This window comes from Streptomyces sp. NPDC002032 (genome assembly GCF_042890765.1).
Classification (GTDB): domain Bacteria; phylum Actinomycetota; class Actinomycetes; order Streptomycetales; family Streptomycetaceae; genus Streptomyces.
Genome location: NZ_JBIASM010000002.1, coordinates 501,133 through 523,570, shown reverse-complemented (window position 1 = coordinate 523,570; position 22,438 = coordinate 501,133). Strand labels below are relative to the sequence as shown.

The 22,438-nt window shown below is 70.9% G+C and carries 22 protein-coding genes; 6 read left to right on the top strand and 16 right to left on the bottom strand.

Annotated features, from left to right (window positions below; genetic code table 11):
• Positions 1-78: 78 nt before the first annotated feature.
• Positions 79-471, bottom strand: coding sequence for an SCO5389 family protein (locus ACFYYT_RS06540; protein WP_351822392.1), 393 nt, complete (start codon positions 469-471; stop codon positions 79-81).
• A 221-nt stretch (positions 472-692) separates the two neighbouring features.
• Here ACFYYT_RS06540 and nucS point away from each other — a divergent pair, with 221 nt between their 5' ends.
• The gene (gene nucS, locus ACFYYT_RS06535; RefSeq protein ID WP_351822389.1) at positions 693-1,364 is read left to right on the top strand and encodes an endonuclease NucS; all 672 of its coding nucleotides are present in this window, start codon (positions 693-695) and stop codon (positions 1,362-1,364) included.
• A gap of 81 nt (positions 1,365-1,445) precedes the next feature.
• Here the strand turns inward: nucS and ACFYYT_RS06530 are convergent, their stop codons facing one another.
• The 4 genes from ACFYYT_RS06530 to ACFYYT_RS06515 all read right to left on the bottom strand — a co-directional run bounded on the left by ACFYYT_RS06530 (position 1,446) and on the right by ACFYYT_RS06515 (position 6,638).
• Positions 1,446-4,349, bottom strand: coding sequence for an ATP-binding protein (locus ACFYYT_RS06530; protein ID WP_351822386.1), 2,904 nt, complete (start codon positions 4,347-4,349; stop codon positions 1,446-1,448).
• Between the two features lie 200 nt (positions 4,350-4,549).
• Positions 4,550-5,191, bottom strand: a complete 642-nt coding sequence (locus ACFYYT_RS06525) for a LysE family translocator (protein WP_351822383.1) — start codon at positions 5,189-5,191, stop codon at positions 4,550-4,552.
• A gap of 116 nt (positions 5,192-5,307) precedes the next feature.
• Positions 5,308-5,631, bottom strand: coding sequence for an STAS domain-containing protein (locus ACFYYT_RS06520; protein ID WP_125603340.1), 324 nt, complete (start codon positions 5,629-5,631; stop codon positions 5,308-5,310).
• 158 nt (positions 5,632-5,789) lie between these two features.
• Complete coding sequence (locus tag ACFYYT_RS06515) at positions 5,790-6,638, bottom strand: 3-hydroxyacyl-CoA dehydrogenase family protein (protein WP_351822380.1); 849 nt, start codon at positions 6,636-6,638, stop codon at positions 5,790-5,792.
• A 180-nt stretch (positions 6,639-6,818) separates the two neighbouring features.
• On the opposite strand from ACFYYT_RS06515, the gene ACFYYT_RS06510 reads away from it, so the two are divergent.
• Entirely contained in the window at positions 6,819-7,391 is a 573-nt protein-coding gene (locus ACFYYT_RS06510) for a cob(I)yrinic acid a,c-diamide adenosyltransferase (protein ID WP_351822377.1), read from the top strand.
• Between the two features lie 4 nt (positions 7,392-7,395).
• Here ACFYYT_RS06510 and ACFYYT_RS06505 read toward each other — a convergent pair whose 3' ends face one another.
• The gene (locus tag ACFYYT_RS06505; RefSeq protein ID WP_351822374.1) at positions 7,396-7,947 is read right to left on the bottom strand and encodes a hypothetical protein; all 552 of its coding nucleotides are present in this window, start codon (positions 7,945-7,947) and stop codon (positions 7,396-7,398) included.
• Positions 7,948-8,130: 183 nt separating this feature from the next.
• Here ACFYYT_RS06505 and ACFYYT_RS06500 point away from each other — a divergent pair, with 183 nt between their 5' ends.
• The 3 genes from ACFYYT_RS06500 (at position 8,131) to ACFYYT_RS06490 (ending at position 12,024) form a co-directional block, all read left to right on the top strand.
• Positions 8,131-9,318, top strand: a complete 1,188-nt coding sequence (locus ACFYYT_RS06500) for a histidine kinase (protein ID WP_351822372.1) — start codon at positions 8,131-8,133, stop codon at positions 9,316-9,318.
• Entirely contained in the window at positions 9,315-9,980 is a 666-nt protein-coding gene (locus ACFYYT_RS06495) for a response regulator transcription factor (RefSeq protein ID WP_351822369.1), read from the top strand. Before ACFYYT_RS06500 ends, ACFYYT_RS06495 begins: the two co-directional genes overlap by 4 nt.
• Positions 9,981-10,116: 136 nt before the next feature.
• A complete protein-coding gene (locus ACFYYT_RS06490; protein ID WP_351822366.1) occupies positions 10,117-12,024 on the top strand; it encodes a glycoside hydrolase family 18 chitinase in 1,908 nt (635 codons plus the stop codon).
• Positions 12,025-12,109: 85 nt separating this feature from the next.
• On the opposite strand, the gene ACFYYT_RS06485 is transcribed toward ACFYYT_RS06490, so the two are convergent.
• The 10 genes from ACFYYT_RS06485 to ACFYYT_RS06440 form a co-directional block, all read right to left on the bottom strand.
• Positions 12,110-12,556: a DUF2550 domain-containing protein gene (locus tag ACFYYT_RS06485; RefSeq protein WP_351822363.1), complete on the bottom strand. Its 447-nt coding sequence runs from the start codon at positions 12,554-12,556 to the stop codon at positions 12,110-12,112.
• A 130-nt stretch (positions 12,557-12,686) separates the two neighbouring features.
• Complete coding sequence (locus ACFYYT_RS06480; RefSeq protein ID WP_351822360.1) at positions 12,687-13,061, bottom strand: F0F1 ATP synthase subunit epsilon; 375 nt, start codon at positions 13,059-13,061, stop codon at positions 12,687-12,689.
• A gap of 141 nt (positions 13,062-13,202) precedes the next feature.
• Positions 13,203-14,645: a F0F1 ATP synthase subunit beta gene (atpD, locus tag ACFYYT_RS06475; protein ID WP_008738184.1), complete on the bottom strand. Its 1,443-nt coding sequence runs from the start codon at positions 14,643-14,645 to the stop codon at positions 13,203-13,205.
• A complete protein-coding gene (locus tag ACFYYT_RS06470; RefSeq protein WP_351822357.1) occupies positions 14,645-15,562 on the bottom strand; it encodes a F0F1 ATP synthase subunit gamma in 918 nt (305 codons plus the stop codon). Before ACFYYT_RS06470 ends, atpD begins: the two co-directional genes overlap by 1 nt.
• Positions 15,563-15,582: 20 nt before the next feature.
• A complete protein-coding gene (gene atpA, locus ACFYYT_RS06465; RefSeq protein ID WP_351822354.1) occupies positions 15,583-17,178 on the bottom strand; it encodes a F0F1 ATP synthase subunit alpha in 1,596 nt (531 codons plus the stop codon).
• Positions 17,179-17,306: 128 nt separating this feature from the next.
• On the bottom strand, positions 17,307-18,122 hold the full coding sequence (locus ACFYYT_RS06460) for a F0F1 ATP synthase subunit delta (RefSeq protein WP_351822352.1): 816 nt from the start codon (positions 18,120-18,122) through the stop codon (positions 17,307-17,309).
• Positions 18,119-18,664 (bottom strand): F0F1 ATP synthase subunit B, encoded by a 546-nt coding sequence (locus ACFYYT_RS06455; RefSeq protein ID WP_351822349.1) that lies wholly within the window; start codon positions 18,662-18,664, stop codon positions 18,119-18,121. The genes ACFYYT_RS06460 and ACFYYT_RS06455 overlap by 4 nt, the downstream gene beginning before the upstream one ends.
• 41 nt (positions 18,665-18,705) lie before the next feature.
• The gene (locus ACFYYT_RS06450) at positions 18,706-18,954 is read right to left on the bottom strand and encodes a F0F1 ATP synthase subunit C (protein WP_351762174.1); all 249 of its coding nucleotides are present in this window, start codon (positions 18,952-18,954) and stop codon (positions 18,706-18,708) included.
• 67 nt (positions 18,955-19,021) lie between these two features.
• Positions 19,022-19,831, bottom strand: coding sequence for a F0F1 ATP synthase subunit A (atpB, locus tag ACFYYT_RS06445; RefSeq protein WP_351822346.1), 810 nt, complete (start codon positions 19,829-19,831; stop codon positions 19,022-19,024).
• A 231-nt stretch (positions 19,832-20,062) separates the two neighbouring features.
• Complete coding sequence (locus ACFYYT_RS06440; RefSeq protein WP_351822343.1) at positions 20,063-20,476, bottom strand: hypothetical protein; 414 nt, start codon at positions 20,474-20,476, stop codon at positions 20,063-20,065.
• Between the two features lie 1,021 nt (positions 20,477-21,497).
• On the opposite strand from ACFYYT_RS06440, the gene ACFYYT_RS06435 reads away from it, so the two are divergent.
• Positions 21,498-22,403 (top strand): metallophosphoesterase, encoded by a 906-nt coding sequence (locus ACFYYT_RS06435; RefSeq protein ID WP_351822340.1) that lies wholly within the window; start codon positions 21,498-21,500, stop codon positions 22,401-22,403.
• Positions 22,404-22,438: the final 35 nt, after the last annotated feature.

Here is a 22,438-nt window from a genome sequence, read left to right as displayed (position 1 = left end):
GCGGTCGGGACCAGGGCTGCCGCTCCGGTGTCAGTCGCACCTCCCGCGACACGGAGCGGCAGCGAAGTACGGGTCCGGCTAGCAGTCGCGGAGCTCCGGCGACTGGTTGAGCAGCTGGCCGCGGATCGAGGTGAACTTGGCCAGCCGGTCGTCCACCGAGGAATCCAGCGGGAACACCGCCAACCGGTGACAGTTCTGGAATGCCAGGCGCACCCCGAAGTGCCGCTGGAGCGCACCGCGTATCGCGTCACTCGCGAGCGCGCGCAGCAGCTGCCCACGGGCCTGCTCGTCCGGCGGCGGCGTCTGGTTGTCGGCGAACTGTCCGCCCTCAACCTCCAGCTGGGCCACCAACGAGCTGATCATCTCCCATGCGTAAGGCAGGGAGGTCCGGACGCAGTCGACGAAGGCTGCTTCGTCGACCTCGCCTCGCTCGGCCTGTTCGAGTAGGGCCGGTGAGACGTCGAGCGACATGGGTTCTCCTCTCGTGACCCCGGACGTTTGGGTTGCCGGAGTCTTACGGGCAGGGAAGGAGGACGGCGACGCAGCGTGCACGCTCGACAACCTCCCGCTCACCACGGTAGGCGCCCACCGGGTGCCGCACCAGGAGAATGCGCATACAACGCGCCATCGGCGAACGGGGCTTTCAGGGGCGAATCGCGTGGAGGCCTTCCCGTCGAGTAGCGTTGCCGACCATGCGTCTCGTCATTGCCCGCTGCTCCGTCGACTACGCGGGCCGCCTCACCGCCCATCTGCCCTCGGCACCCCGTCTGATCCTCGTGAAGGCCGACGGCAGTGTCTCGATCCACGCGGACGACCGAGCGTACAAACCGCTCAACTGGATGTCGCCCCCGTGCACCCTCAAGGAGGGGAGCGGGGACGAGGCGGGCGTCTGGACCGTCGTCAACAAGGCGGGCGAGAAGCTCATCATCACCATGGAAGAGGTCCTCCACGACTCCTCCCACGAGCTGGGCACCGACCCCGGGCTGATCAAGGACGGTGTCGAGGCGCACCTCCAGGAGCTGCTGGCCGACCGGATCGACACGCTCGGCGAGGGCTACACGCTGATCCGGCGCGAGTACATGACGGCGATCGGGCCCGTGGACATCCTGTGCCGGGACGCGTCGGGCGCGACGGTGGCGGTGGAGATCAAGCGGCGCGGCGAGATCGACGGCGTCGAGCAGCTCACCCGGTACCTGGAGCTCCTCAACCGCGACCCGCATCTGGCGCCGGTGCGGGGCGTGTTCGCGGCGCAGGAGATCAAGCCGCAGGCGCGGGTCCTGGCCCTTGACCGGGGCATGGACTGCGTGGTCCTCGACTACAACGGCCTCCGGGGCATCGAGGACGACAAACTCCGCCTGTTCTGATCCTTTCCACGGCGTGGAAGGCCCCCCGAGCCACCGGCTCGGGGGGCCTTCGTCGTACTTGCCGGGCGGCCTCGGGGGCGGTCAGGCGGCCGCCGAGGCCGACGGGGGCTGGGCCGCCGTCGGGGACTGCGCGGCGGCCGAGGTGGCCGGGGAGGCCGGCGGCCCCGTCGCCGGCGGTGGGCCGGTCGCCGGCGGTGGGCCGGTCGTGGGCGGGGGCTCGGTCGGCGGATGGACCGGCGTCGTGGCCGGCGGCTGCGGGGTCACCGGCGCGGTCGGCGGCTTCGGGGTGGGCTTCGGGCCGGGGTCGGTCGCCGGGGGCCGTGACGGGCCGTCGGTGCGGGCCGGCGGGGTCGGCCGGCCGGGCTGCTCCTTGCCCGTCGGCGGGGCGGTCGGCGCGGAGGCGGCCGGCTGCGGGGCGGAACCGTCCCCCCCGCCGTTCCCCGGCACCCGCGGCGGAACCACCGCCGGGGCGTCCGGGGTCGAGGACACGGCGGGGGCCGTCGGCTGCCGCTCGTCGTCCGAGGACATCGCCAGGCCGACCACCGTGCCGAGCGCCACCACCGTGAGGGCCCCGGCGGCGGCCAGCAGCACCGTCTTGCGGCGCCCGGCCGGGTCGGGTCCGGGGCGGCCGGGAAGCGGGGTGCGGGGGGTCCGCGGGTTCTGCGGGGTCTGCGGGGTCTGCGGGAAGGCGTCGTCGAACGCCTGGGACAGCGTCGTCGGCGTCGCCGACGCGGGCCCGGTGCCGCCGATCACGGGGGTCACCCGGGTGACGGCCTCCGAAGCCGCGGGCAGCGCGGGAAGGCCAGCGGCCGGCTTCGGCTTCACGACCGACACCGGCGGGGCCTGAGGGACCGGCGTGATCGGCGTGATCGGCGACAGCGGCGCGGTCACGGCTGCGGGCAGCTCCGGCGCACCCCCCGGGGCCGACGCACGTCCCACGGCCGGCCAACCACCCGAGGCCGACGGACCCCCCGGGGACGGCGTCCCCTCTGCGGCCGACGCACGTCCTGGGGCCGACGCACGTCCTGCGGTCGGCCAACCTCCCGAGGCCGACGGACCTCCCGGGGTCGACAGACCGCCCGGGGTCGGTGTCACCCCTGGGGCCGGCGTACCTCCTGCGGCCGGCCAACCCCCCGAGGCCGACGTACCTCCCGGGGTCGGCTTGCCGCCCGGGGTCGGCGTAGCCGGCGGGCCCGGTACGGCCGGCGGGGCCAGCCGCAGGGGTGGCGAGGCCTCTGCGCCCAGCGCCTCCCGGTCGGTGACGAGCGCCAGCGCCCGCCGTCCCGCGACCGTTCCCCGCTTGTCGGCGAGCGCGCCGCGCAGGCCTATGGAGGCCTCCAGTTCGGCCCGGGCCCGCTCCAGCCGCCCCTCGCACAGTGCGAGGACGCCCAGCTCGTGGTGGAAGTAGGCCTGTTCCGCGACCTCCCCCGCCTTGCGCGCGGCCTCCGCGCCCGCGCGCAGCACCCGCTCCCACGCCTCCCAGTGCAGGGAGGCCGCGAAGGCCGGTGCCGCCGTGCGGGCCAGGAGTACGGCGGCCACCACATCGGCCCCGGCCAGCGCGGCCAGCACCGCGTCGGCCTCGGCCGCGACCCGCTCCGGGGTCACCGAGGCGTGCCCGGTCCACCAGGCGTAGTGCCGGGCGGCGGTCCGCGCCTCCTCGGCGGCGGTGTCCCCGTACCCGGCCTCCTCCAGCTGCCGCGCGACCCCCTCCGCGAGCCGGTACCGCGGTCCGACGGGGGTGATCAGCCCGCAGCCCAGCAGTTCCGCGACGGCGGTGTCCGCGTGCGTGTCGCCGACCAGCGCGGGCAGGTGCGCGTGGTGCGGGAGTTCCCCGCCCAGCGCGCAGGCGATCCGCAGGGCGGCGCGGGCCGACTCGCTGGCCCGGGAGGCCAGCAGTTCCGCGGGGGCCGCGCCCTCGGCGAGGGTGGGCAGCGGCACGGGTGCGGCGTCGCGGGGGCGTTCCTCGAAGACGCCGGGCTCCTCGTCCTCGTCCTCGGCGGTGCTCCGGTTGAGCTCGTCGCGCTGCCGCAGCAGGGCTCCGGCCTGGACGAAGCGCAGCGGCAGCCCCTCCGAGGCGAACCGCAGGTCGCCCGCCCAGGCGGTCTCCTCCTCGGTGAGCGGCCTGCCCGCGGCGGCTTCCAGCAGGAGCAGGCAGTCGGCCTTGCCGAGCCCGTCGAGGAAGACCTCCTCCAGGTGGGAGTCGTCGGAGGGGGACTTGGCGTGGGGCGCGGCGGCGAGCAGGTAGGCGCACTCGGGGGTGGCGCGCAGCAGCTCGTCGAGGGCGGCGCCGCCCAGCTCCAGGTCGTCGAGGAGGACGATCGCGCCGATCTCGGCGGCCCCCGCGAGGAGTTCCGTACGGTCGGGCCGCCGGCCGGGAGCCTCGTACACGGCGGCGTACAGGGAGTGCAGCAGCTCGGCCGGCTGCTGGACGCCGTGGCCGCCGAGCCGGACGACGCCGTCGGGGGCGAGTCCGGAGCAGGCTTCGGCGACCGCGTCGAGCAGCGTGGTACGGCCGGATCCGGCCGGTCCGGTCAGGCGTACGGAGCGGCCGCGCCCCAGCAGGCGGACGATCCTGTCCCGCTCCTCGGTACGTTCCGTCGAGGGCCGCACGGGCGGGGGCGGTCCGGGCAGCACGGGGGGCCGGGCGGCGGCGTCCCGGTCCGCGCGGGCGGCGGCGTCGCGCCTGGCGGGACGGCCGCCCGCGGCGGGAGCGGCGCCGGGGCGCAGGTTCTCGATCTCGCTGCCGTCGACGGGGTTGACGGTCAGGGTGAAGTCGCCGCTGGTCAGGGTCACGATCCGGGCGGGCGCGGGCGAGGCCTGGGCCCCGGCGGGGGACGGCGCGGCGGGCTTCCCCGACGTCAGGGGGGGCCAGGACGGGCCGGCGGGCCCGGAACGCCCGGACGGGCCGGACGGACCGCCCGTGGGCCGGTCCACCGGCTGTCCGCCCGGTTCGGGCTGCCCCTGCGTACCGTCCGTACGGTCCATGACCAAGTCCCCCGATCGCGTCGCGCGCGCCGTCGCCGCCGTCATTACGCCCGGCCTTCGCTCACGCCGCTGTCGCTACTGGTCCGGTTTCCGCCCGAACCCTAGACCGTGGCCGGTCCCGCGGGAACCGCAGGGGTGCCTTCAGCACCGGACCGTTACGTTTCCTCCGGATACGCCCGGGACGTTCCGGCGGCCCCCGGTCAGTCCTTGCGGCCGGTGACGGCGACGGTGACGCCGAGGCCGATCATCGCGAGGCCGCCGGTGCCGCCCACCATGGACAGCCGTCGCGGCGATCCGGCGAACCAGCCGCGGGTGGTGGCCGCGACCAGACCCCAGGCGCTGTCGGAGACGATCGCGATGACGTTGAAGACGAGGCCGAGCTCCAGCATCTGGAGCGTGACGTGGCCGGCGCCGCGGTCCACGAACTGGGGCAGCACGGCCGCGAAGAAGACAATGGTCTTGGGGTTGGCCACGCCCACCGCGAAGCCCTCCGCGACGGTCCGCAGGCTGCCGTGCGCGGCCGGGGCGTCCCCGGCGAAGGCCTCGCGCAGGGAGCCGCGCTGCCGGAACGCCCGGGCGCCCAGGTACACGAGGTAGGCGGCGCCGATCAGCTTCAGGGTGGTGAAGACGAGGACGGAGCGCTCGACGACGGCCCCGACGCCGAGCGCCACGGCCACGACGAGCACGTACGCCCCGAGCGTGTTGCCGACGACCGTGGTCAGCGCGGCGCGGCGGCCCTGCGCCAGGGCGCGGCCGATCACGAACAGCACGCTGGGGCCGGGGATGACGATCAGCAGGGAGGACATGGCCGCGAAGGCCAGCAGCCGGTCGGTGGACACCATGGGCCCATGAAAGCCGACGCCCGGCCCCGCCCGCAGCCCCTTTTCGCCCGGCCCGCCAGCGCCCGGTCAACCGCCCCCGGCCACCGCCCGCGCCCCCGCCCGGTCCCCGCTCCGGCTCACACCCGGGGCAGGGACTCCGCTTCCAGGCCGCCCTCGATCGCGAGGATCCGGTGCAGCCGGGTCGCCACGAGCAGCCGCTGCATCCGGTCCGGCACCCCGCGCAGGACCAGCCGGCGGCCGGTGCGGCCGGCCCGCCGGTGGGCGCCCATGATCACGCCGAGGCCGGTCGCGTCCCAGGAGTCCAGGCCGGTCAGGTCGAGCACGAGGTCGCCGTGACCGTCGTCGAGGGCGGTGTGCAGGACCGTACGGGCGTCCGCCGCGCTGCGCACGTCGAGGCGACCTCCGACCGCGAGTTCGGCGTGGTCGCCCCTGATGTGCATGTGTGCTCCCCGGCTGTACTGCGTGCGTGCGGTCCGACTGATCCGTGATCGGCAACTCTCACTGCAACTGACTGCCCCGCGGGTGGGGAAGTTGCCGACCGTGAGCGAACCGATACCTAATTCACCCCGAAGGGGTGCGGAGATTCGAACGGTCGTGCTCAGTGCTTGTAGAAGCCCTGACCGCTCTTGCGGCCGATGTCGCCCGCGTCGACCATGCGGCGCATCAGCTCCGGCGGCGCGAACTTCTCGTCCTGGGACTCGGTGTAGATGTTGCTGGTGGCGTGCAGCAGGATGTCGACGCCGGTGAGGTCGGCGGTGGCCAGCGGCCCCATCGCGTGCCCGAAGCCCAGCTTGCAGGCGATGTCGATGTCCTCGGCGGAGGCCACGCCCGATTCGTAGAGCTTCGCGGCCTCGACGACCAGCGCGGAGATCAGACGGGTCGTCACGAAACCGGCGACGTCGCGGTTGACGACGATGCAGGTCTTGCCGACGGACTCGGCGAACGCGCGGGTGGTGGCCAGGGTCTCGTCGCTGGTCTTGTAGCCGCGCACCAGCTCGCAGAGCTGCATCATCGGGACGGGCGAGAAGAAGTGCGCGCCGACGACCCGCTCCGGACGCTTCGTCACGGCCGCGATCTTGGTGATCGGGATGGCGGAGGTGTTGGAGGCGAGCACCGCGTCCTCGCGCACCAGGTCGTCCAGGGTGCGGAAGATCTCGTGCTTGACTTCAAGCTTCTCGAAGACGGCCTCGACGACGATGTCCACGTCGGCGACCGCGTCGAGGTCGGTGGTCGTGGTGATCCGGGCGAGGGCCGCCTCGGCGTCCTCGGCCGTGAGCTTGCCCTTGGCGACGAAACGGTCGTACGAGGCCTTGATCCCGTCCGTGCCCCGGGTCAGCGCGGCGTCGGTGACGTCCCGCAGGACGACGTCCCAGCCGGCCTGTGCGGAGACCTGAGCGATCCCGGAACCCATCAGTCCAGCACCGATGACGGCGAGCTTCCCAGCCACTGCACACCCCTCGTTTCGCGTACGGCCCCAGTCTCACGGCCCCTCCGGCGGAGACTAGCGCGCACGGGGGACGGTGTGACCGCGAAGTAACACGCGTCACGTCTCAGATGACGGACATCACACCGGGACGGGTCAGCAGTGCGCGGGCCGCCCGCAGTTGGCCCGCACTACCCTGGCGCCATGGTGAACCTGACGCGTATCTACACCCGTACCGGCGACAAGGGCACGACCGCCCTGGGCGATATGAGCCGTACCCAGAAGACGGACCTGCGCATCTCCGCGTACGCGGACGCCAACGAGGCCAATGCCGCGATCGGGGCGGCCGTCGCGCTGGGCTCGCTGCCGCCGGAGGTCGTGAAGGTGCTGGTCCGCGTGCAGAACGACCTCTTCGACGTGGGCGCCGACCTGTGCACGCCGGTCGTGGCCGACCCGCAGTACCCGCCGCTGCGCGTCGAGCAGTTCTACATCGACAAGCTGGAGGCGGACTGCGACGCCTTCAACGAGGACCTGGAGAAGCTGCGCAGCTTCATCCTCCCGGGCGGCACCCCCGGCGCCGCCCTGCTGCACCAGGCCTGCACCGTGGTGCGGCGCGCCGAGCGCTCGACGTGGGCGGCGCTGGAGGTGCACGGCGAGGTCATGAACCCGCTGACGGCCACCTACCTCAACCGCCTCTCCGACCTCCTCTTCATCCTGGCGCGCACGGCCAACAAGGAGGCCGGGGACGTCCTGTGGGTCCCCGGCGGCGAGCGCTAGAGCGCTAGGGGGTGTCCGGGGTGGTGGCCGGGGCCTTGCGGGGCCAGATCACGTAGGTCGCGGCGATCACCCCCTGGATGACGAGGATCCGCAGGGCGACGGCCTGCCACGACCGCAGGCCGGAGGTGTCGGCGGCGTCGCCGACGTACCAGATGCCGGCCTGGAGCAGGGCGAGCGCGACGGCCGCCCCGGCCAGGGTCCGCGCCCACAGCTTCCACTCGTGGACCGCGCGGGCCGTGCCGTAGAGCGCGCCGGGCGGCTTCGGGCCGTCGCCGAAGCGGTGGGCGGCGTGCCGGTCGAGCCACTTCACGGTGTAGTGGCCGTAGGCGACGGTGTAGCCGATGTAGAGGGCGGCGAGGCCGTGCGTCCAGCTGGGTTCGCCGCCGTTCTTCAGGTCGATGACGGCGGCGGCCAGCAGGGTCAGCTCCAGCAGCGGTTCGCACAGCAGGACGGCGGCTCCCAGCCGGGGCCTGCGGGCGAGGTAGCGCAGGCCGAGCCCGAGGGCCAGCAACACCCAGAAGCCGGCCTCACAGACGATGACGAGGGTGACGAGCACGGCACGCTCCGTTCGGCGACGGGAGGAGGCGGGTTGGGGTTCCCTTCCAGGCTGGCGGCCGCCGGTCGCCGCCGCGTCGTCGCCGGTGACGAAAGCCGGCTGCATCCTTCGATGTAGCGGGGCGGCGGGGCCTCCGCCCCCGCGGCGAGGTCCGGGGCCCCGCGGACCGTGTTGGATGGGAGCGTGCTCCCGAAGATCCCTCTCCCGCACCGCGACGACGTCCTGCTCGCGGTGGCCAGCGTGTCCGCCGGCCTGCTCCTGTGGTCGCTCGGGGTCCACGCGAACAACCGGCAGCTGCTGCCCGCCTGGGCCGCGCTGGTCCCGCTGGCGGTGCTCGGCTCGCTGGAGCTGGTGCGCCGTACGATGCCCCGCCTCACGCTGGCCGTCGGCACCGCCGGGCTGATCGCGGACCAGTTCACGGTGGGCAGCATCGCCACCGTCCTGATCTTCACCGACCTGATGTACGCGGCCGTGGTCTACGGCAAGCCCGCCATGGCCCGCCGGCTGCCGGTCAGCACCGGTCTGATCACCCTCGTCACCACCATCGCCGCCCTGGCCTGGCTGCGCACTCCGCAGGCCCTGCTGATCGGTGTGATCACCGGCATCGTCAGCTTCGCCCCCGCGCTGACGGGCGCCACCCTGCGCAACCACCGCGAGGCCGCGGAGGCCGCCCGGCTGCGCGCCGAGCAGACGGCGCTGCTGGCCGAGATGGACCGTACGCAGGCGGTGGCGGCCGAGCGCGCACGGATGGCCCGCGAGCTGCACGACATGGTGGCCAACCACCTCTCGGCCATCGCCATCCATTCCACCGCCGCGCTGTCCATCGACTCCCCCGCCGTCAGCCGGGAGGCCCTCGGGGTGATCCGGGAGAACAGCGTCCAGGGGCTGGCCGAAATGCGCCGGCTGATCGGTCTGCTGCGCGAGGCCGGGGCCGGGCAGGAGGCGGTGGCCGTGCCCTGCCTGGACGGGCTGGAGGCCCTGGTCGCCCGGGCCCGGACGAACGGGGCGGCCAGCGGGCTGGACTTCGCCCTGCTCGACGCGCGGGAGGACGGGCCGGCGCTGCCCGCGCCGGTGGAGCTGGCCGCGTACCGGATCGTGCAGGAGTCGCTGACCAACGCGCTCAAGCACGCGGCCCCCGGCACGGTCACGGTACGGCTGGCCCGCGAGCCCGGCGGCGGCCCGCTCACGGTGGGGGTGGATTCCCCGTACGGGGACCGGCCCGGCCCCCGCGCACCCGGCTCCGGGGCGGGGCTGATCGGCATGAGCGAGCGGACGGAACTGCTCGGAGGTACGTTCACGGCGGGCCCCGCCGGGACCGTCTGGCAGGTGCGGGCGTCCCTGCCCGCCGAGGATAAGGCGGTACGGGAATGACCATCAGGGTCGTGGTGGCCGAGGACCAGAGCGCCGTCCGGGCCGGACTCGTGCTGATCCTGCGCAGCGCGGGGGACGTCGAGGTGGTGGGCGAGGCGGCGGACGGCGAGGAGGCGGTGCGCCTGGCGCGCGAGCTGCGGCCGGATCTGGTCCTCATGGACGTGCAGATGCCGCTCCTGGACGGGGTTTCGGCCACCCGCCAGGTGGTCGGCGAGGGGCTGGCCGACGTCCTCGTGCTGACCACCTTCGACCTGGACGAGTACGTCTTCGGGGCGCTGCGGGCGGGTGCCTCGGGCTTCCTCCTCAAGGACGCGGACGCGGCGGAGCTGATCGCCGGGGTGCGGACGGTGGCGCGCGGCGAGGGGCTGATCGCCCCGGCGGTGACCCGGCGGCTGATCGCCGAGTTCGCCGCCCCCCGGGTGGTGCGCGCTCCCGTGCCCCCGGCGAAGGCGGCGGCGGTGGAGTCGCTGACGCGGCGCGAGCGGGAGGTGCTCGGGGCGCTGGGTGAGGGGTTGTCGAACGCGGAGATCGCGGGGCGGCTGGAGATGGCGGAGGCGACGGTGAAGACCCACGTCAGCCGGTTGCTGGGGAAGCTGGGGCTGCGCAGTCGGCTCCAAGCAGCCGTGCTGGCACAGGAGTTGGGGATGCGGCCGGGCGCTTGAGATGAGGTCTGGACCTCTTGACGCTTGGTCCAGACCTTTCTAACCTCACCGCAACACTGTGGTGAGCGTGCCATGCCAAAGCCCCCGAGAGGGGCTCCGGCACCGCGTGCTCACGGGCGGCGCAGGTCCCACCCCCATGGAGCAGCCGGCCCCACGGCCGCTCCGGACCTACGGAGGAGCACCCTTGAGCACAGCACCCCCACGACGTACCCGACTGTTGCGGAGGCTGGCCGCCACGGTGGCCGCCCTCGCCCTGCCCGTCGCCGGCCTCGTCGGCCTGGCGGGGCCCGCGCAGGCCGCCGCGTCCGCGACCGCCACCTTCACCAAGGTCTCCGACTGGGGCTCCGGCTTCGAGGGCAAGTGGACGGTGAAGAACACCGGCACCACCACCCTCAGCAGCTGGACCGTGGAGTGGGACTACCCCTCCGGCACCTCGGTCACCTCCGCCTGGGACGCCACCGTCACCAGCGCCGGCACCCACTGGACGGCCAAGAACGTCGGCTGGAACGGCACCCTCGCCCCCGGCGCCACCGCCAGCTTCGGCTTCAACGGCGCGGGCCCCGGCGCCCCCGCCGGCTGCAAGGTCAACGGCGGCTCCTGCGAGGGCGGCACCACCCCCACCGACAACCCGCCCTCGGCCCCCGGCACCCCCACCGCGACCGGCGTCACCGAGACCGCGCTCACCCTGTCCTGGTCGGCGGCCACCGACGACAAGGGCGTCAAGAACTACGACGTCTACCGCGGCGGCAGCAAGATCGCCACGGTCACCGGCACCACCTTCGCCGACTCCGGCCTGACCAAGGGCACCACGTACTCCTACACGGTCACCGCCCGCGACACCGCGGACCAGACCGGCCCCTCCTCCGGCTCCGTCTCGGTGACCACACCGGGCGGCGGCGGCACCGACCCGGGCAACCCCGGCGACCCGGGCGCCAAGGTGAAGCTCGGCTACTTCACCGACTGGGGCGTCTACCAGCGCAACTACCACGTGAAGAACCTGGTGACCTCCGGCTCGGCGGCCAAGATCACCCACATCAACTACGCCTTCGGCAACGTCCAGAACGGCAAGTGCACCATCGGTGACTCCTACGCCGACTACGACAAGGCCTACACCGCCGACCAGAGCGTCGACGGCGTCGCCGACACCTGGGACCAGCCCCTGCGCGGCAACTTCAACCAGCTGCGCAAGCTGAAGGCCAAGTACCCGAACATCAAGGTCATCTACTCGTTCGGCGGCTGGACCTGGTCCGGCGGCTTCGGCCAGGCCGCCCAGAACCCGGCCGCCTTCGCCCAGTCCTGCTACGACCTGGTCGAGGACCCCCGCTGGGCGGACGTCTTCGACGGGATCGACATCGACTGGGAGTACCCGAACGCCTGCGGGCTCTCCTGCGACACCAGCGGCGCCGCCTCCTTCAAGAACCTGATGTCGGCCCTGCGCGCCAAGTTCGGCGGCTCCAACCTGGTCACCGCCGCGATCTCCGCGGACGGCTCCAACGGCGGCAAGCTCGACCTCGCCGACTACGGCGGCGCCGCCCAGTACGTCGACTTCTACAACGTCATGACGTACGACTTCTTCGGAGCCTGGGACGCCAAGGGCCCGACCGCCCCGCACTCCCCGCTGACCTCCTACGCCGGCATCCCGATCGCCGGCTTCAACTCCGAGGCCGCCATCACCAAGCTCAAGGGCAAGGGCATCGCCGGCTCCAAGCTCAACCTCGGCATCGGGTTCTACGGCCGCGGCTGGACCGGAGTCACCCAGGACGCCCCCGGCGGCGCCGCCACCGGCCCCGCGCCGGGCACCTACGAGCAGGGCATCGAGGACTACAAGGTCCTCAAGACCAGCTGCCCGACCACCGGCACCGTCGCCGGCACGGCCTACGCCAAGTGCGGCAGCAACTGGTGGAGCTACGACACCCCCGCCACCATCGCCGGGAAGATGACCTGGGCCAAGCAGCAGAACCTGCGGGGCGCCTTCTTCTGGGAGTTCAGCGGCGACACCGCGAGCGGCGAACTCGCGAACGCGATCCACACCGGACTGCAGTGATCCCCACGCACCGCCCGGTGGAATGACGAAGCCGGGGAGACGGGTCCGCCCCCGTCTCCCCGGCTTCTGCGTACGTCCGCCGTTCCTACGCCACGTTCACCCGCTGGCCGGGAGGCGCCGCCTCCAGCCAGGCCAGGAAGCCGGTCAGCGCGTCCTCGCTCATCGCCAGCTCCAGGCGCGTCCCACGGTGGGAACAGCCGAGCACGATGGCGTCGGACAGCAGGGCCAGCTCCTCCTCGCCCTCGGGCGCACGGCGGGAGAGCACCTCGATCGAGGAGCGCTCCAGCAGCCGGCGCGGGCGCGGGGAGTACGAGAACACCCGGAACCACTCGATCCGGTCACCGCTGTAGCGGGCGACCCCGTAGACCCAGCCCTTGCCGGAGACGTCCGGCTCATCGGACACGGCCCAGCGCAGGCTGCAATCGAAGGTCCCGCCGGAGCGCTGGATGAGTCTGCGGCGCAGCCCGAAGACAAACAGCCCGATCACCACCAGGGCTACGACCAGGCCGCTCACAAGCAGAGCGAGGAGCATCTTCACCGACCTCCTCGCTCATCGAAATCACGCAGAACAAAAAACGGATCCGCATCGCCTCAGCCGCGACCCGGTCTGGAAAATTCCAGAACGGACCGCGGCTGAGGTGTCACACTCTTCGGTGCGGAGCTCAGTGCCCCGTCACCGCGCGCAGCCGGACATCGGCGCGACGTTCGGCGGCCGCGTCGGCCTCCGACTTCGCGCGCTCCAGTGCCCGCTCCGCCCGCAGGACATCGATCTCGTCCGCGAGCTCGGCGATCTCGGCCAGCAGGGACAGCTTGTTGTCCGCGAACGAGATGAATCCGCCGTGCACCGCGGCGACGACGGTGTTGCCGTCGCCCGTGCGGATGGTCACCGGGCCCGATTCCAGCACACCGAGAAGCGGCTGGTGACCGGGCATGACGCCGATGTCGCCGGACGTGGTGCGGGCGACAACAAGGGTGGCCTCGCCGGACCAGACATTGCGGTCCGCCGCGACCAGCTCGACGTGCAGCTCAGCAGCCAAGGTGGCTCCTCGGGTCACCACCCGGCGGTTCGGCCGGGTGTTGGGTCAAATTCTAATGGGCGTGGGGAGAGGGACGGGACACACCCCGCCCCTCTCCGTCAATCTGCGAACCGGAAGCGCTCCACGGGGGAGCGCGCCCGATCAGGAGACGCCCAGCTCCTTGGCGTTGGCCTTCAGGTCCTCGATGCCACCGCACAGGAAGAACGCCTGCTCGGGGAAGTGGTCGTAGTCACCGTCGCAGATGGCGTTGAACGCGGTGATCGACTCCTCCAGCGGCACGTCCGAACCGTCCACGCCGGTGAACTGCTTCGCCACGTGGGTGTTCTGCGACAGGAAGCGCTCGACGCGACGGGCACGGTGGACAACGAGCTTGTCCTCCTCGCCCAGCTCGTCGATACCGAGGATCGCGATGATGTCCTGGAGGTCCTTGTACTTCTGCAGGATCCCCTTGACGCGCATCGCCGTGGCGTAGTGGTCCGCCGCGATGTACCGCGGGTCGAGGATGCGGGACGTCGAGTCCAGCGGGTCCACGGCCGGGTAGATGCCCTTCTCGGAGATCGGACGGGAGAGAACCGTCGTCGCGTCGAGGTGGGCGAAGGTGGTGGCCGGCGCCGGGTCGGTCAGGTCGTCCGCGGGGACGTAGATCGCCTGCATCGAGGTGATCGAGTGACCGCGGGTCGAGGTGATGCGCTCCTGCAGCAGACCCATCTCGTCAGCCAGGTTCGGCTGGTAACCCACGGCGGACGGCATGCGACCGAGAAGGGTCGACACCTCCGAACCGGCCTGGGTGTAACGGAAGATGTTGTCGATGAAGAAGAGCACGTCCTGCTTCTGCACATCGCGGAAGTACTCCGCCATGGTCAGACCGGCCAGCGCGACGCGCAGACGGGTGCCCGGGGGCTCGTCCATCTGGCCGAAGACGAGCGCCGTCTTGTCGATGACGCCCGAGTCGGCCATTTCCTCGATGAGGTCGTTGCCCTCACGGGTACGCTCACCGACGCCCGCGAAGACCGACACACCGTCGTGGTTGTTGGCGACGCGGTAGATCATTTCCTGGATCAGAACGGTCTTGCCGACACCGGCACCACCGAACAGACCGATCTTTCCACCCTTGACGTACGGGGTGAGAAGGTCGATGACCTTGACGCCGGTCTCGAACATCTCGGTCTTCGACTCGAGCTCGTCGAAGCGGGGCGCCTTGCGGTGGATGGGCCAGCGCTCGGTGACGTTGGCGTTCTCCTCCGGGTAGTTCAGCACCTCACCCAGGGTGTTGAAGACCTTGCCCTTGGTGAAGTCACCGACGGGGACGGTGATGCCCTCGCCCGTGTCGGTCACCGGGGCCTGGCGGACCAGGCCGTCGGTCGGCTGCATCGAGATGGTGCGGACGAGGCCGTCACCCAGGTGCTGCGCGACCTCGAGGGTCAGGGTCTTCAGCGCGCCGTCCTCGGCCGGGTCGGCGACCTGGACCTTGAGGGCGTTGTAGATCTCGGGCATGGCGTCGACGGGGAACTCCACGTCGACGACCGGGCCGATGACCCGGGCGACGCGGCCCGTGGCGGCGGCCGTCTCAACAGTGGTCGTCATTACTTGTCACTCCCCGCGGTCGCGTCAGCCATGGCGCTCGCGCCACCGACGATCTCGCTGATTTCCTGGGTGATTTCGGCCTGGCGGGCCGCGTTGGCAAGCCGGGAGAGGCTCTTGATGAGATCCCCGGCGTTGTCGGTGGCCGACTTCATCGCACGGCGGCGGGCGGCGTGCTCGGAAGCGGCCGACTGCAGCAGTGCGTTGTAGATGCGGCTCTCGACGTAGCGCGGCAGCAGGGCGTCGAGGACGTCCTCCGCCGACGGCTCGAAGTCGAACAGCGGACGGATCTCGCCCTTCGTACCGGTCTCCCCCTCAGCCTCTTCGAGGCTGAGCGGCAGCATCCGGCCGTCGACGGCGTTCTGCGTCATCATCGACACGAATTCCGTGTAGATGATGTGCAGCTCGTCGACGCCGCCCTCGGCCGTGTCCAGCTCGATGGCCTCGATCAGAGGTCCCGCGACGCGCTTGGCGTCGGCGTAAGCCGGGCTGTCGGTGAAGCCGGTCCACGAATCCGCGATCTTGCGCTCGCGGAAGCCGTAGTAGGCCACACCCTTACGGCCGACGATGTAGGTGTCGACGTCCTTGCCCTCGCCGCGCAGCCGCTCGGTGAGCCGCTCCGCCTGCTTGATGGCGTTCGAGGAGTAGCCGCCCGCCAGACCGCGGTCGCTCGTGATGAGCAGGACCGCGGCCCGGGTGGGCTGCTCGACCTCGGTCGTCAGGGCGTGCTTGGTGTTCGAGCCGGTCGCCACCGCGGTCACCGCACGGGTGAGCTCGGTCGCGTACGGCATCGATGCCGCCACCTTGCGCTGCGCCTTGACGATGCGCGAGGCGGCGATCATCTCCATCGCCTTGGTGATCTTCTTGGTCGCCGTGACGGCACGGATGCGACGCTTGTAGACCCGGAGCTGCGCTCCCATGAGTCAGGTCCCTTCCGTCGTCACTTGGAGACGTTGACGGCCGGCGCGTCCTCGCCCAGGAGCTTGCCGTCCGAGGTCTCGAACTGCTGCTTGAAGGCGGCGATGGCGTCGGCGATCGACGTCAGGGTGTCGTCCGACATCTTGCCGCCGTCGGCGATGGAGGTGAGGAGGTCCTTGCGCTCGCGGCGCAGGTGCTCCAGCAGCTCCGACTCGAAGCGACGGATGTCGGCGACCGGGACGTCGTCCATCTTGCCGGTGGTGCCGGCCCAGACGGAGACGACCTGCTCCTCGACGGGCATCGGCTGGTACTGGCCCTGCTTCAGCAGCTCGACCAGGCGCTTGCCGCGCTCCAGCGAGGCCTTCGAGGCGGCGTCCAGGTCGGAACCGAAGGCGGCGAACGCCTCCAGCTCGCGGTACTGGGCGAGGTCCAGGCGCAGACGGCCGGACACCTGCTTCATGGCCTTGTGCTGGGCGGAGCCACCGACGCGGGAGACCGAGATACCGACGTTCAGCGCCGGGCGCTGGCCCGCGTTGAACAGGTCGGACTCCAGGAAGCACTGGCCGTCGGTGATGGAGATGACGTTGGTCGGGATGAACGCCGACACGTCGTTCGCCTTGGTCTCGACGATCGGCAGACCGGTCATCGAACCGGCACCCATGTCGTCGGAGAGCTTCGCGCAGCGCTCCAGCAGACGGGAGTGCAGGTAGAAGACGTCACCCGGGTAGGCCTCGCGGCCCGGCGGGCGGCGCAGCAGCAGCGACACGGCGCGGTAGGCGTCGGCCTGCTTCGACAGGTCGTCGAAGATGATCAGGACGTGCTTGCCGGCGTACATCCAGTGCTGGCCGATGGCGGAACCGGTGTACGGCGCCAGGTACTTGAAGCCGGCCGGGTCGGACGCCGGGGCGGCGACGATCGTCGTGTACTCCAGCGCGCCGGCGTCTTCCAGGGCGCCGCGAACGGACGCGATGGTCGAGCCCTTCTGGCCGATGGCGACGTAGATGCAGCGGACCTGCTTGTTCACGTCGCCCGAGCGCCAGTTGTCGCGCTGGTTGATGATCGTGTCGACGGCCAGCGCGGTCTTGCCGGTCTGACGGTCACCGATGATCAGCTGACGCTGGCCACGGCCGACGGGAACCATCGCGTCGATGGCCTTGTAACCGGTCTGCATCGGCTCGTGCACCGACTTGCGGACCATGACGCCCGGAGCCTGCAGCTCCAGGGCGCGACGGCCTTCGGTCGCGATCTCGCCGAGACCGTCGATCGGGTTGCCGAGCGGGTCGACGACGCGGCCGAGGTAACCCTCGCCCACGCCGACGGAGAGCACCTCACCGGTGCGGTGCACCGGCTGGCCCTCTTCGATACCGCTGAACTCGCCGAGGACGACCGCACCGATCTCGCGCTCCTCGAGGTTGAGGGCGAGACCGAGGGTGCCGTCTTCGAACTTCAGCAGCTCGTTCGCCATGGCGGAGGGCAGGCCCTCCACCTTCGCGATGCCGTCGCCGGCAACGCTGACCGTTCCGACCTCCTCGCGCGAGGCCGCGTCCGGCTGGTACGACTGGACAAAGTTCTCCAGTGCGTCCCGGATCTCCTCCGGCCGGATCGTGAGCTCCGCCATCTGGGTTCCCTGCTCTCCTTGTTGGGCCTGAAGCTTCTTAGGGGTCTGGGGGCGACCCCCAGGAATCTTCTGCAAGTTCTGCACGGCCCAACCGGGCCGCTAGGAATGCTTTGTTCTGTTGGTGCTGGTCAGCGGGTCATGCGGCGCGACGCCTCGGCGACGCGGTCCGCGATGGTGCCGTCGATGACCTCGTCGCCGACTCGCACCGAAATCCCGCCGAGGACCTCGGGGTCCACGTCGAGGTTCAGGTGCATCTGGCGGCCGTACAGCTTGGCCAGCACTGCGCCGAGGCGCTGCTTCTGGATGTCGCTGAGCGGAACCGCGCTCGTCACGGTCGCGACCATGCGGTCACGACGCTCGGCGGCGAGCTTGGAAAGGGATTCGAGTCCCGCTTCCAGGCTACGTCCACGCGGGTGCGTGACGAGACGGGTCACCAGGCGCTCGGTGACGGCGTTCGCCTTGCCGCCGAGCAGGCTGCGCAGCAGCCGGCCCTTGGCGGAGGCGGTCGCCGCGCGGTCGGTCAGCGCGGACCGCAGCTCGGTGCTCGACGCGACGATCCGGCCGAAGCGGAAGATCTCGTCCTCGACGTCGTCCAGACCGCCGGCCTGCTGGGCCGCCGTGAGGTCGGCGGTGGCCGCCAGCTCCTCCAGCGCGTCCACCAGGTCGCGGGACTGCGACCAGCGGGACCGGGCCATGCCGGACACCAGGTCGAGGGTTTCCCCGCTCACCTGTCCGGACAGCAGCCGGCCGACGAGCTCGGCCTTGGCCTCGCCGGACTGCGCCGGGTCCGTGATGACCCGACGCAGCGAGACCTCACGGTCGAGCAGCGCGGTGACGGCTGCCAGCTCATCGGCGAGCTTCGCCGCGTCGACGGACGTGTTGTCCATCAGCGCGTCGAGACGCTCGCGCGAGGAGGCCAGCGCCTCGCGGCTCGCTCCGTTCATCGGGCCGCCTCGGCCTTCTCCTCGAGCTCGCCGAGGAAGCGGTCGATCGTGCGGCTCTGCCGGGCGTGGTCCTCAAGGGACTCGCCGACGAGCTTTCCGGCCAGGTCGGTGGCGAGCTTGCCCACGTCCTGACGCAGCGCCTGAGCGGCTGCCTTGCGGTCGGCCGCGATCTGGGCGTGGCCGGCAGCAATGATCTCCTCACGCTGCCGCTGGCCCTCTGCGCGCAGTTCTTCCTTGAGCGCAGTGCCCTGCTCAAGCGCGTCCTGGCGCAGACGCGCGGCCTCGTGCCGGGCTTCGGCGAGCTGGGCCCTGTACTGCTCCAGCACGCTCTGGGCCTCGGTCCGGGCCTCTTCTGCCTTCTCCATGCCGCCTTCGATGGCCTCGCGGCGCTCTTCCAGAACCTTGTTGATGTTCGGGAGGAGCTTCTTCGCGAGGACGCCGAAGACGATGACGAAGGCGAGCAGACCGATGACGAGCTCGGGGATCGGCGGGATGAGGGGATTCTGAATCTCCTCAGCTGCCAGCGGTACCAGGGCGATCACATCAGTGCCTTCCGTCGTAAATGTTTCTCAGTCGAGAGCGATCAGGAAGGGACCGGGTAGACGAAGCCCATGACGAGACCGATCAGGGCGAGCGCCTCACAGAGGACGAAGCCGAGGATCTGGTTCTGGCGGATCAGACCGGCAGCCTCGGGCTGGCGGGCCAGGGCCTGGGTACCGTTACCGAAGATGATGCCGACGCCGACGCCGGGGCCGATCGCGGCGAGGCCGTAGCCGATCGCTCCGAGGTTGCCCTGGAGGTTGACCGCAGCGAGGGTCTCGAGAGCAGACATGCCGTTTCTTCCTTCTGTTTCACGGGCCGGTGGGGGTTGGCCACCGGATGTATAGGGGGTCCGACCGTCAGTGGTGCTCGGCGAGAGCACCCTGGATGTAGCTGCACGCAAGCAGGACGAACACATACGCCTGCAGTGCCTGGATGAACAACTCGAAGATGGTCATCACGAGAACCATCAGGAACGAGACGCCGGCGTAGGCGATACCGATGCCGTTGAGCAGGTACCAGCTCGCGATGGTGAAGATCAGCAGCAGCACGTGACCCGCGAACATGTTCGCGAAGAGACGGACCGCGTGGGTGAACGGCCGGATCAGCATGTTCGAGAGGAACTCGAACAGCATGACCACCGGGAACACCGGGCCGAGCGACTTGTCGTAGGCCGTGATGTTCTTGATTCCGCCGACGAAACCGTGGCGCTTGAAGGTGAGGCTCACCCACAGCACGTACACGATGGCGGCGAGACCGGCCGGGAAGGCGATGACCGACGTGACCGGGAACTGGGCCAGCGGAATAATGGACCAGATGTTCATGATCCAGATGAAGAAGAACAGCGAGACCATGAGGGGGACGTACTTCTCGCCCTCACGCTTGCCGAGCGTCTCGTAGACCACTCCGCGGCGGACGAAGTCGTAACCCGCCTCACCGACCATCTGCAGCTTGCCGGGGATCAACTTCGGCTTGTTGAATGCCGCCCAGAAGAACCCCACGACGACGACCGTGCTCAGCAAAGCCAGCAGTATCGGCTTGTTGAACTCAATACCGCCGACCGTGAACATCGGCTTGAACAGGAAGGAGTGCAGGCCGGGGGTCGGGAAGCCGCACCCTTCGAAGATGTGACAATCGATCTCGAAGGCGAGCGTCGTGGCGTCACTCACCGCGAGCTCCTTCTACTTGGCGCATGGGTACGGCAACCTCATTGTGTCGGCGCGGCCTGCGACCGCGGAACGGCACTGGACTGGACTGGCGGATACTTATGTGCGGCGGTTGGGCTTCAAGCGCTGACAACACCCATCAGCCGCTGTCTACCGCCGCCCGCGCAAACCCTGCCGCAGCTGTGGCGAGACGATAGCAAACGAGCGGAAGCCTCTTTACACCCGGCCTACACGTTACGAGGACGTCCGGGCCCCTTCTGGCTCCACATAAAGGATTTTCGACTTCATGTGCGCCCGGACCTGAGCCGCCATCCAGACCAGAGTGGCTGCGAGCAACGTGAAGGCGGTGCACTTGGTGTCGAAGACCGCGACGCGCTTGACGATGCTCAGCACGATCATCAGTACAAGGATCTGCGTCGTGTAGAGCAGGAGACCCATCATCTGGAAGAGATGGGGCAGAGAGCGCGCGGTCCGCTGGAGGGCGACCAGCCCTCCTCCCATGAACACGAGGACGAGCGCCGCGCCGAAGGCGGCACCCAGCGCGCCCTTGCCACCCGCGAGGGCGGCACTGACCGCGATCCCGACACCGCCGACGACGGTGGTGGGAACGACGCAGTGCAGGAGAGTTCGGGCGTCGTTGGACTGCATGGGGGCAGCTCCTCCGGCGAGGTGTGGGTGGGTTCTGGTTACCGTCAGTGGACGGCGGTGACCCGGGAGTGAACTGGCCTGCTGGAAGACGGTCGCACAACGGTCTTCACGCTCTCACCCGGGCGCTTGCGAACGGTATCACAAAGTATTTGATGCAGACTTTACTCAATTATTATGCCGCTCGTCACACGGATGGGTCAATCCTCGCTCACCTGAGCATGAGTGGGCGGGTCCGCGGACGCGGCAAGGACCTGTCCTGGGACCAGTATCTACGCTCCCGGGCGGGTCCCGCCCCACGCCGGGGGCTCAACTGGCCGGGCGGGCCTCCCCGCAGACGCGCGGCGGCCTCGCCGATGCCGGCCGGCGAAGGGGCCGCGGACAGCGCGGGCAGGGTGCGGCCCGTGGCGAAGTGCCGGTCGGACTCCCCCTGTTCCCGGAGGCGCGCGGCGCGGCCGCCGGTGAGACCCCGAGGTTCGTGCGAATGATTCGACCCAGCCTCTTGCGCACCTCGATCACCCCTGCGGGGCCGTCGGCGACGCTGTCGTCGAACCGGTCTCCCCGCGCAGCCTGCGCCGCATTGCCGCTCCGCCGGAGTTTCGGTTTCGGAATCGGAATTGACCTCTCCCGAAACGCGAATTCGCCGCATGCCGGCCGGTGCGGGCTCCCCGGCGGCAACCCCTGGCCCGCCAGGGCGTACGCCCGCGCGAGAGGCGCTCACAAGCGGCTTTCCGCGGTGTCCGAGGGTCCGCCGCCGGCGTCGGACCGTCCGTGACTTCCCCCCGAAGAGCTCAATTCGCGCCCCCCTCGGGCGGGTTCACCGATGACCGACGAAGCGCATCCGGTTGATTGCCCCAAGAAGACAGCGGCCGGTCTCCGGCAATCCCCTCATTTCCGTAACAGAGCGTGGTCCAGTGCTCCTAGGGGCCGAACTAGGGGTTTCCCCGGGCAGGGGGATGGATCACCCTGGGACGGTGAGGTGCCGACGCCGGGTCGAACCGACACGCCGGGGAGGGGCAGCGGAATGAATGGGAACCACCGCCTCGCGCTCCCCGGAGCCGGCCTTCCTGCCGCCCACGGCGGCAGGCTGATGGCCATCAGTGACCTTCACGTGCGGCACGAACGCAACCGGGACGTCCTGCACGGCCTGCGGGCCGGCTCCCCGGCGGACTGGCTCATCGTGGCCGGGGACGTCGGGGAGACCGTGTCCGACATCGAGAGTTCCCTCGCCCTGTTGCGGGACCGGTTCGCCCAGGTGGTCTGGACACCCGGCAACCACGAGCTGTGGACCGATCCCGCCGACCCGGTACGGCTGCGCGGCGAGGAGAAGTACCAGCACCTCGTCGACATCTGCCGCCGGCTGGACGTCATCACACCGGAGGACCCCTGCCCGGTGTGGAACGGGGTGGGCGGACCCGCCGTCATCGCCCCGCTGTTCGTCCTCTACGACTACAGCTTCCGCCCGCCCGGCGCCCGTTCGAAGGAACACGCGCTCCGCCTCGCGGACGAAGCCGGAGTGGTCTGCACCGACGAGTTCCTCCTGCACCCCGATCCGTACCCGTCCCGGGAAGCGTGGTGCCGCGCGCGGCTGGCCGTCACCCGCGACCGTCTCGACGCACTGCCACCGGACCTGCCCACCGTCCTGGTCAACCACTTCCCCCTGGTCCGCGACCCCACGAGGGTCCTGCGGTACCCCGAGTTCGCCCTGTGGTGCGGAACGACCGGCACCGCCGACTGGCACCGCAGGTACCGGGCGGCCGCGGTGGTCTACGGACACCTGCACATCCCCCGCACCATCCACTGCGACGGCGTCCCGCACCACGAGGTGTCCCTCGGCTACCCGAGGGAGTGGGAACGGCGCGCGACCCCTCCGGGGCGGCCGGTCCAGATCCTGGGGAACGCCTCCGTGGTGGCCGCCGCCCGCAGCTGACGGCGCACGGCCGGAGCCCGGGGCGGGGCGGGGAC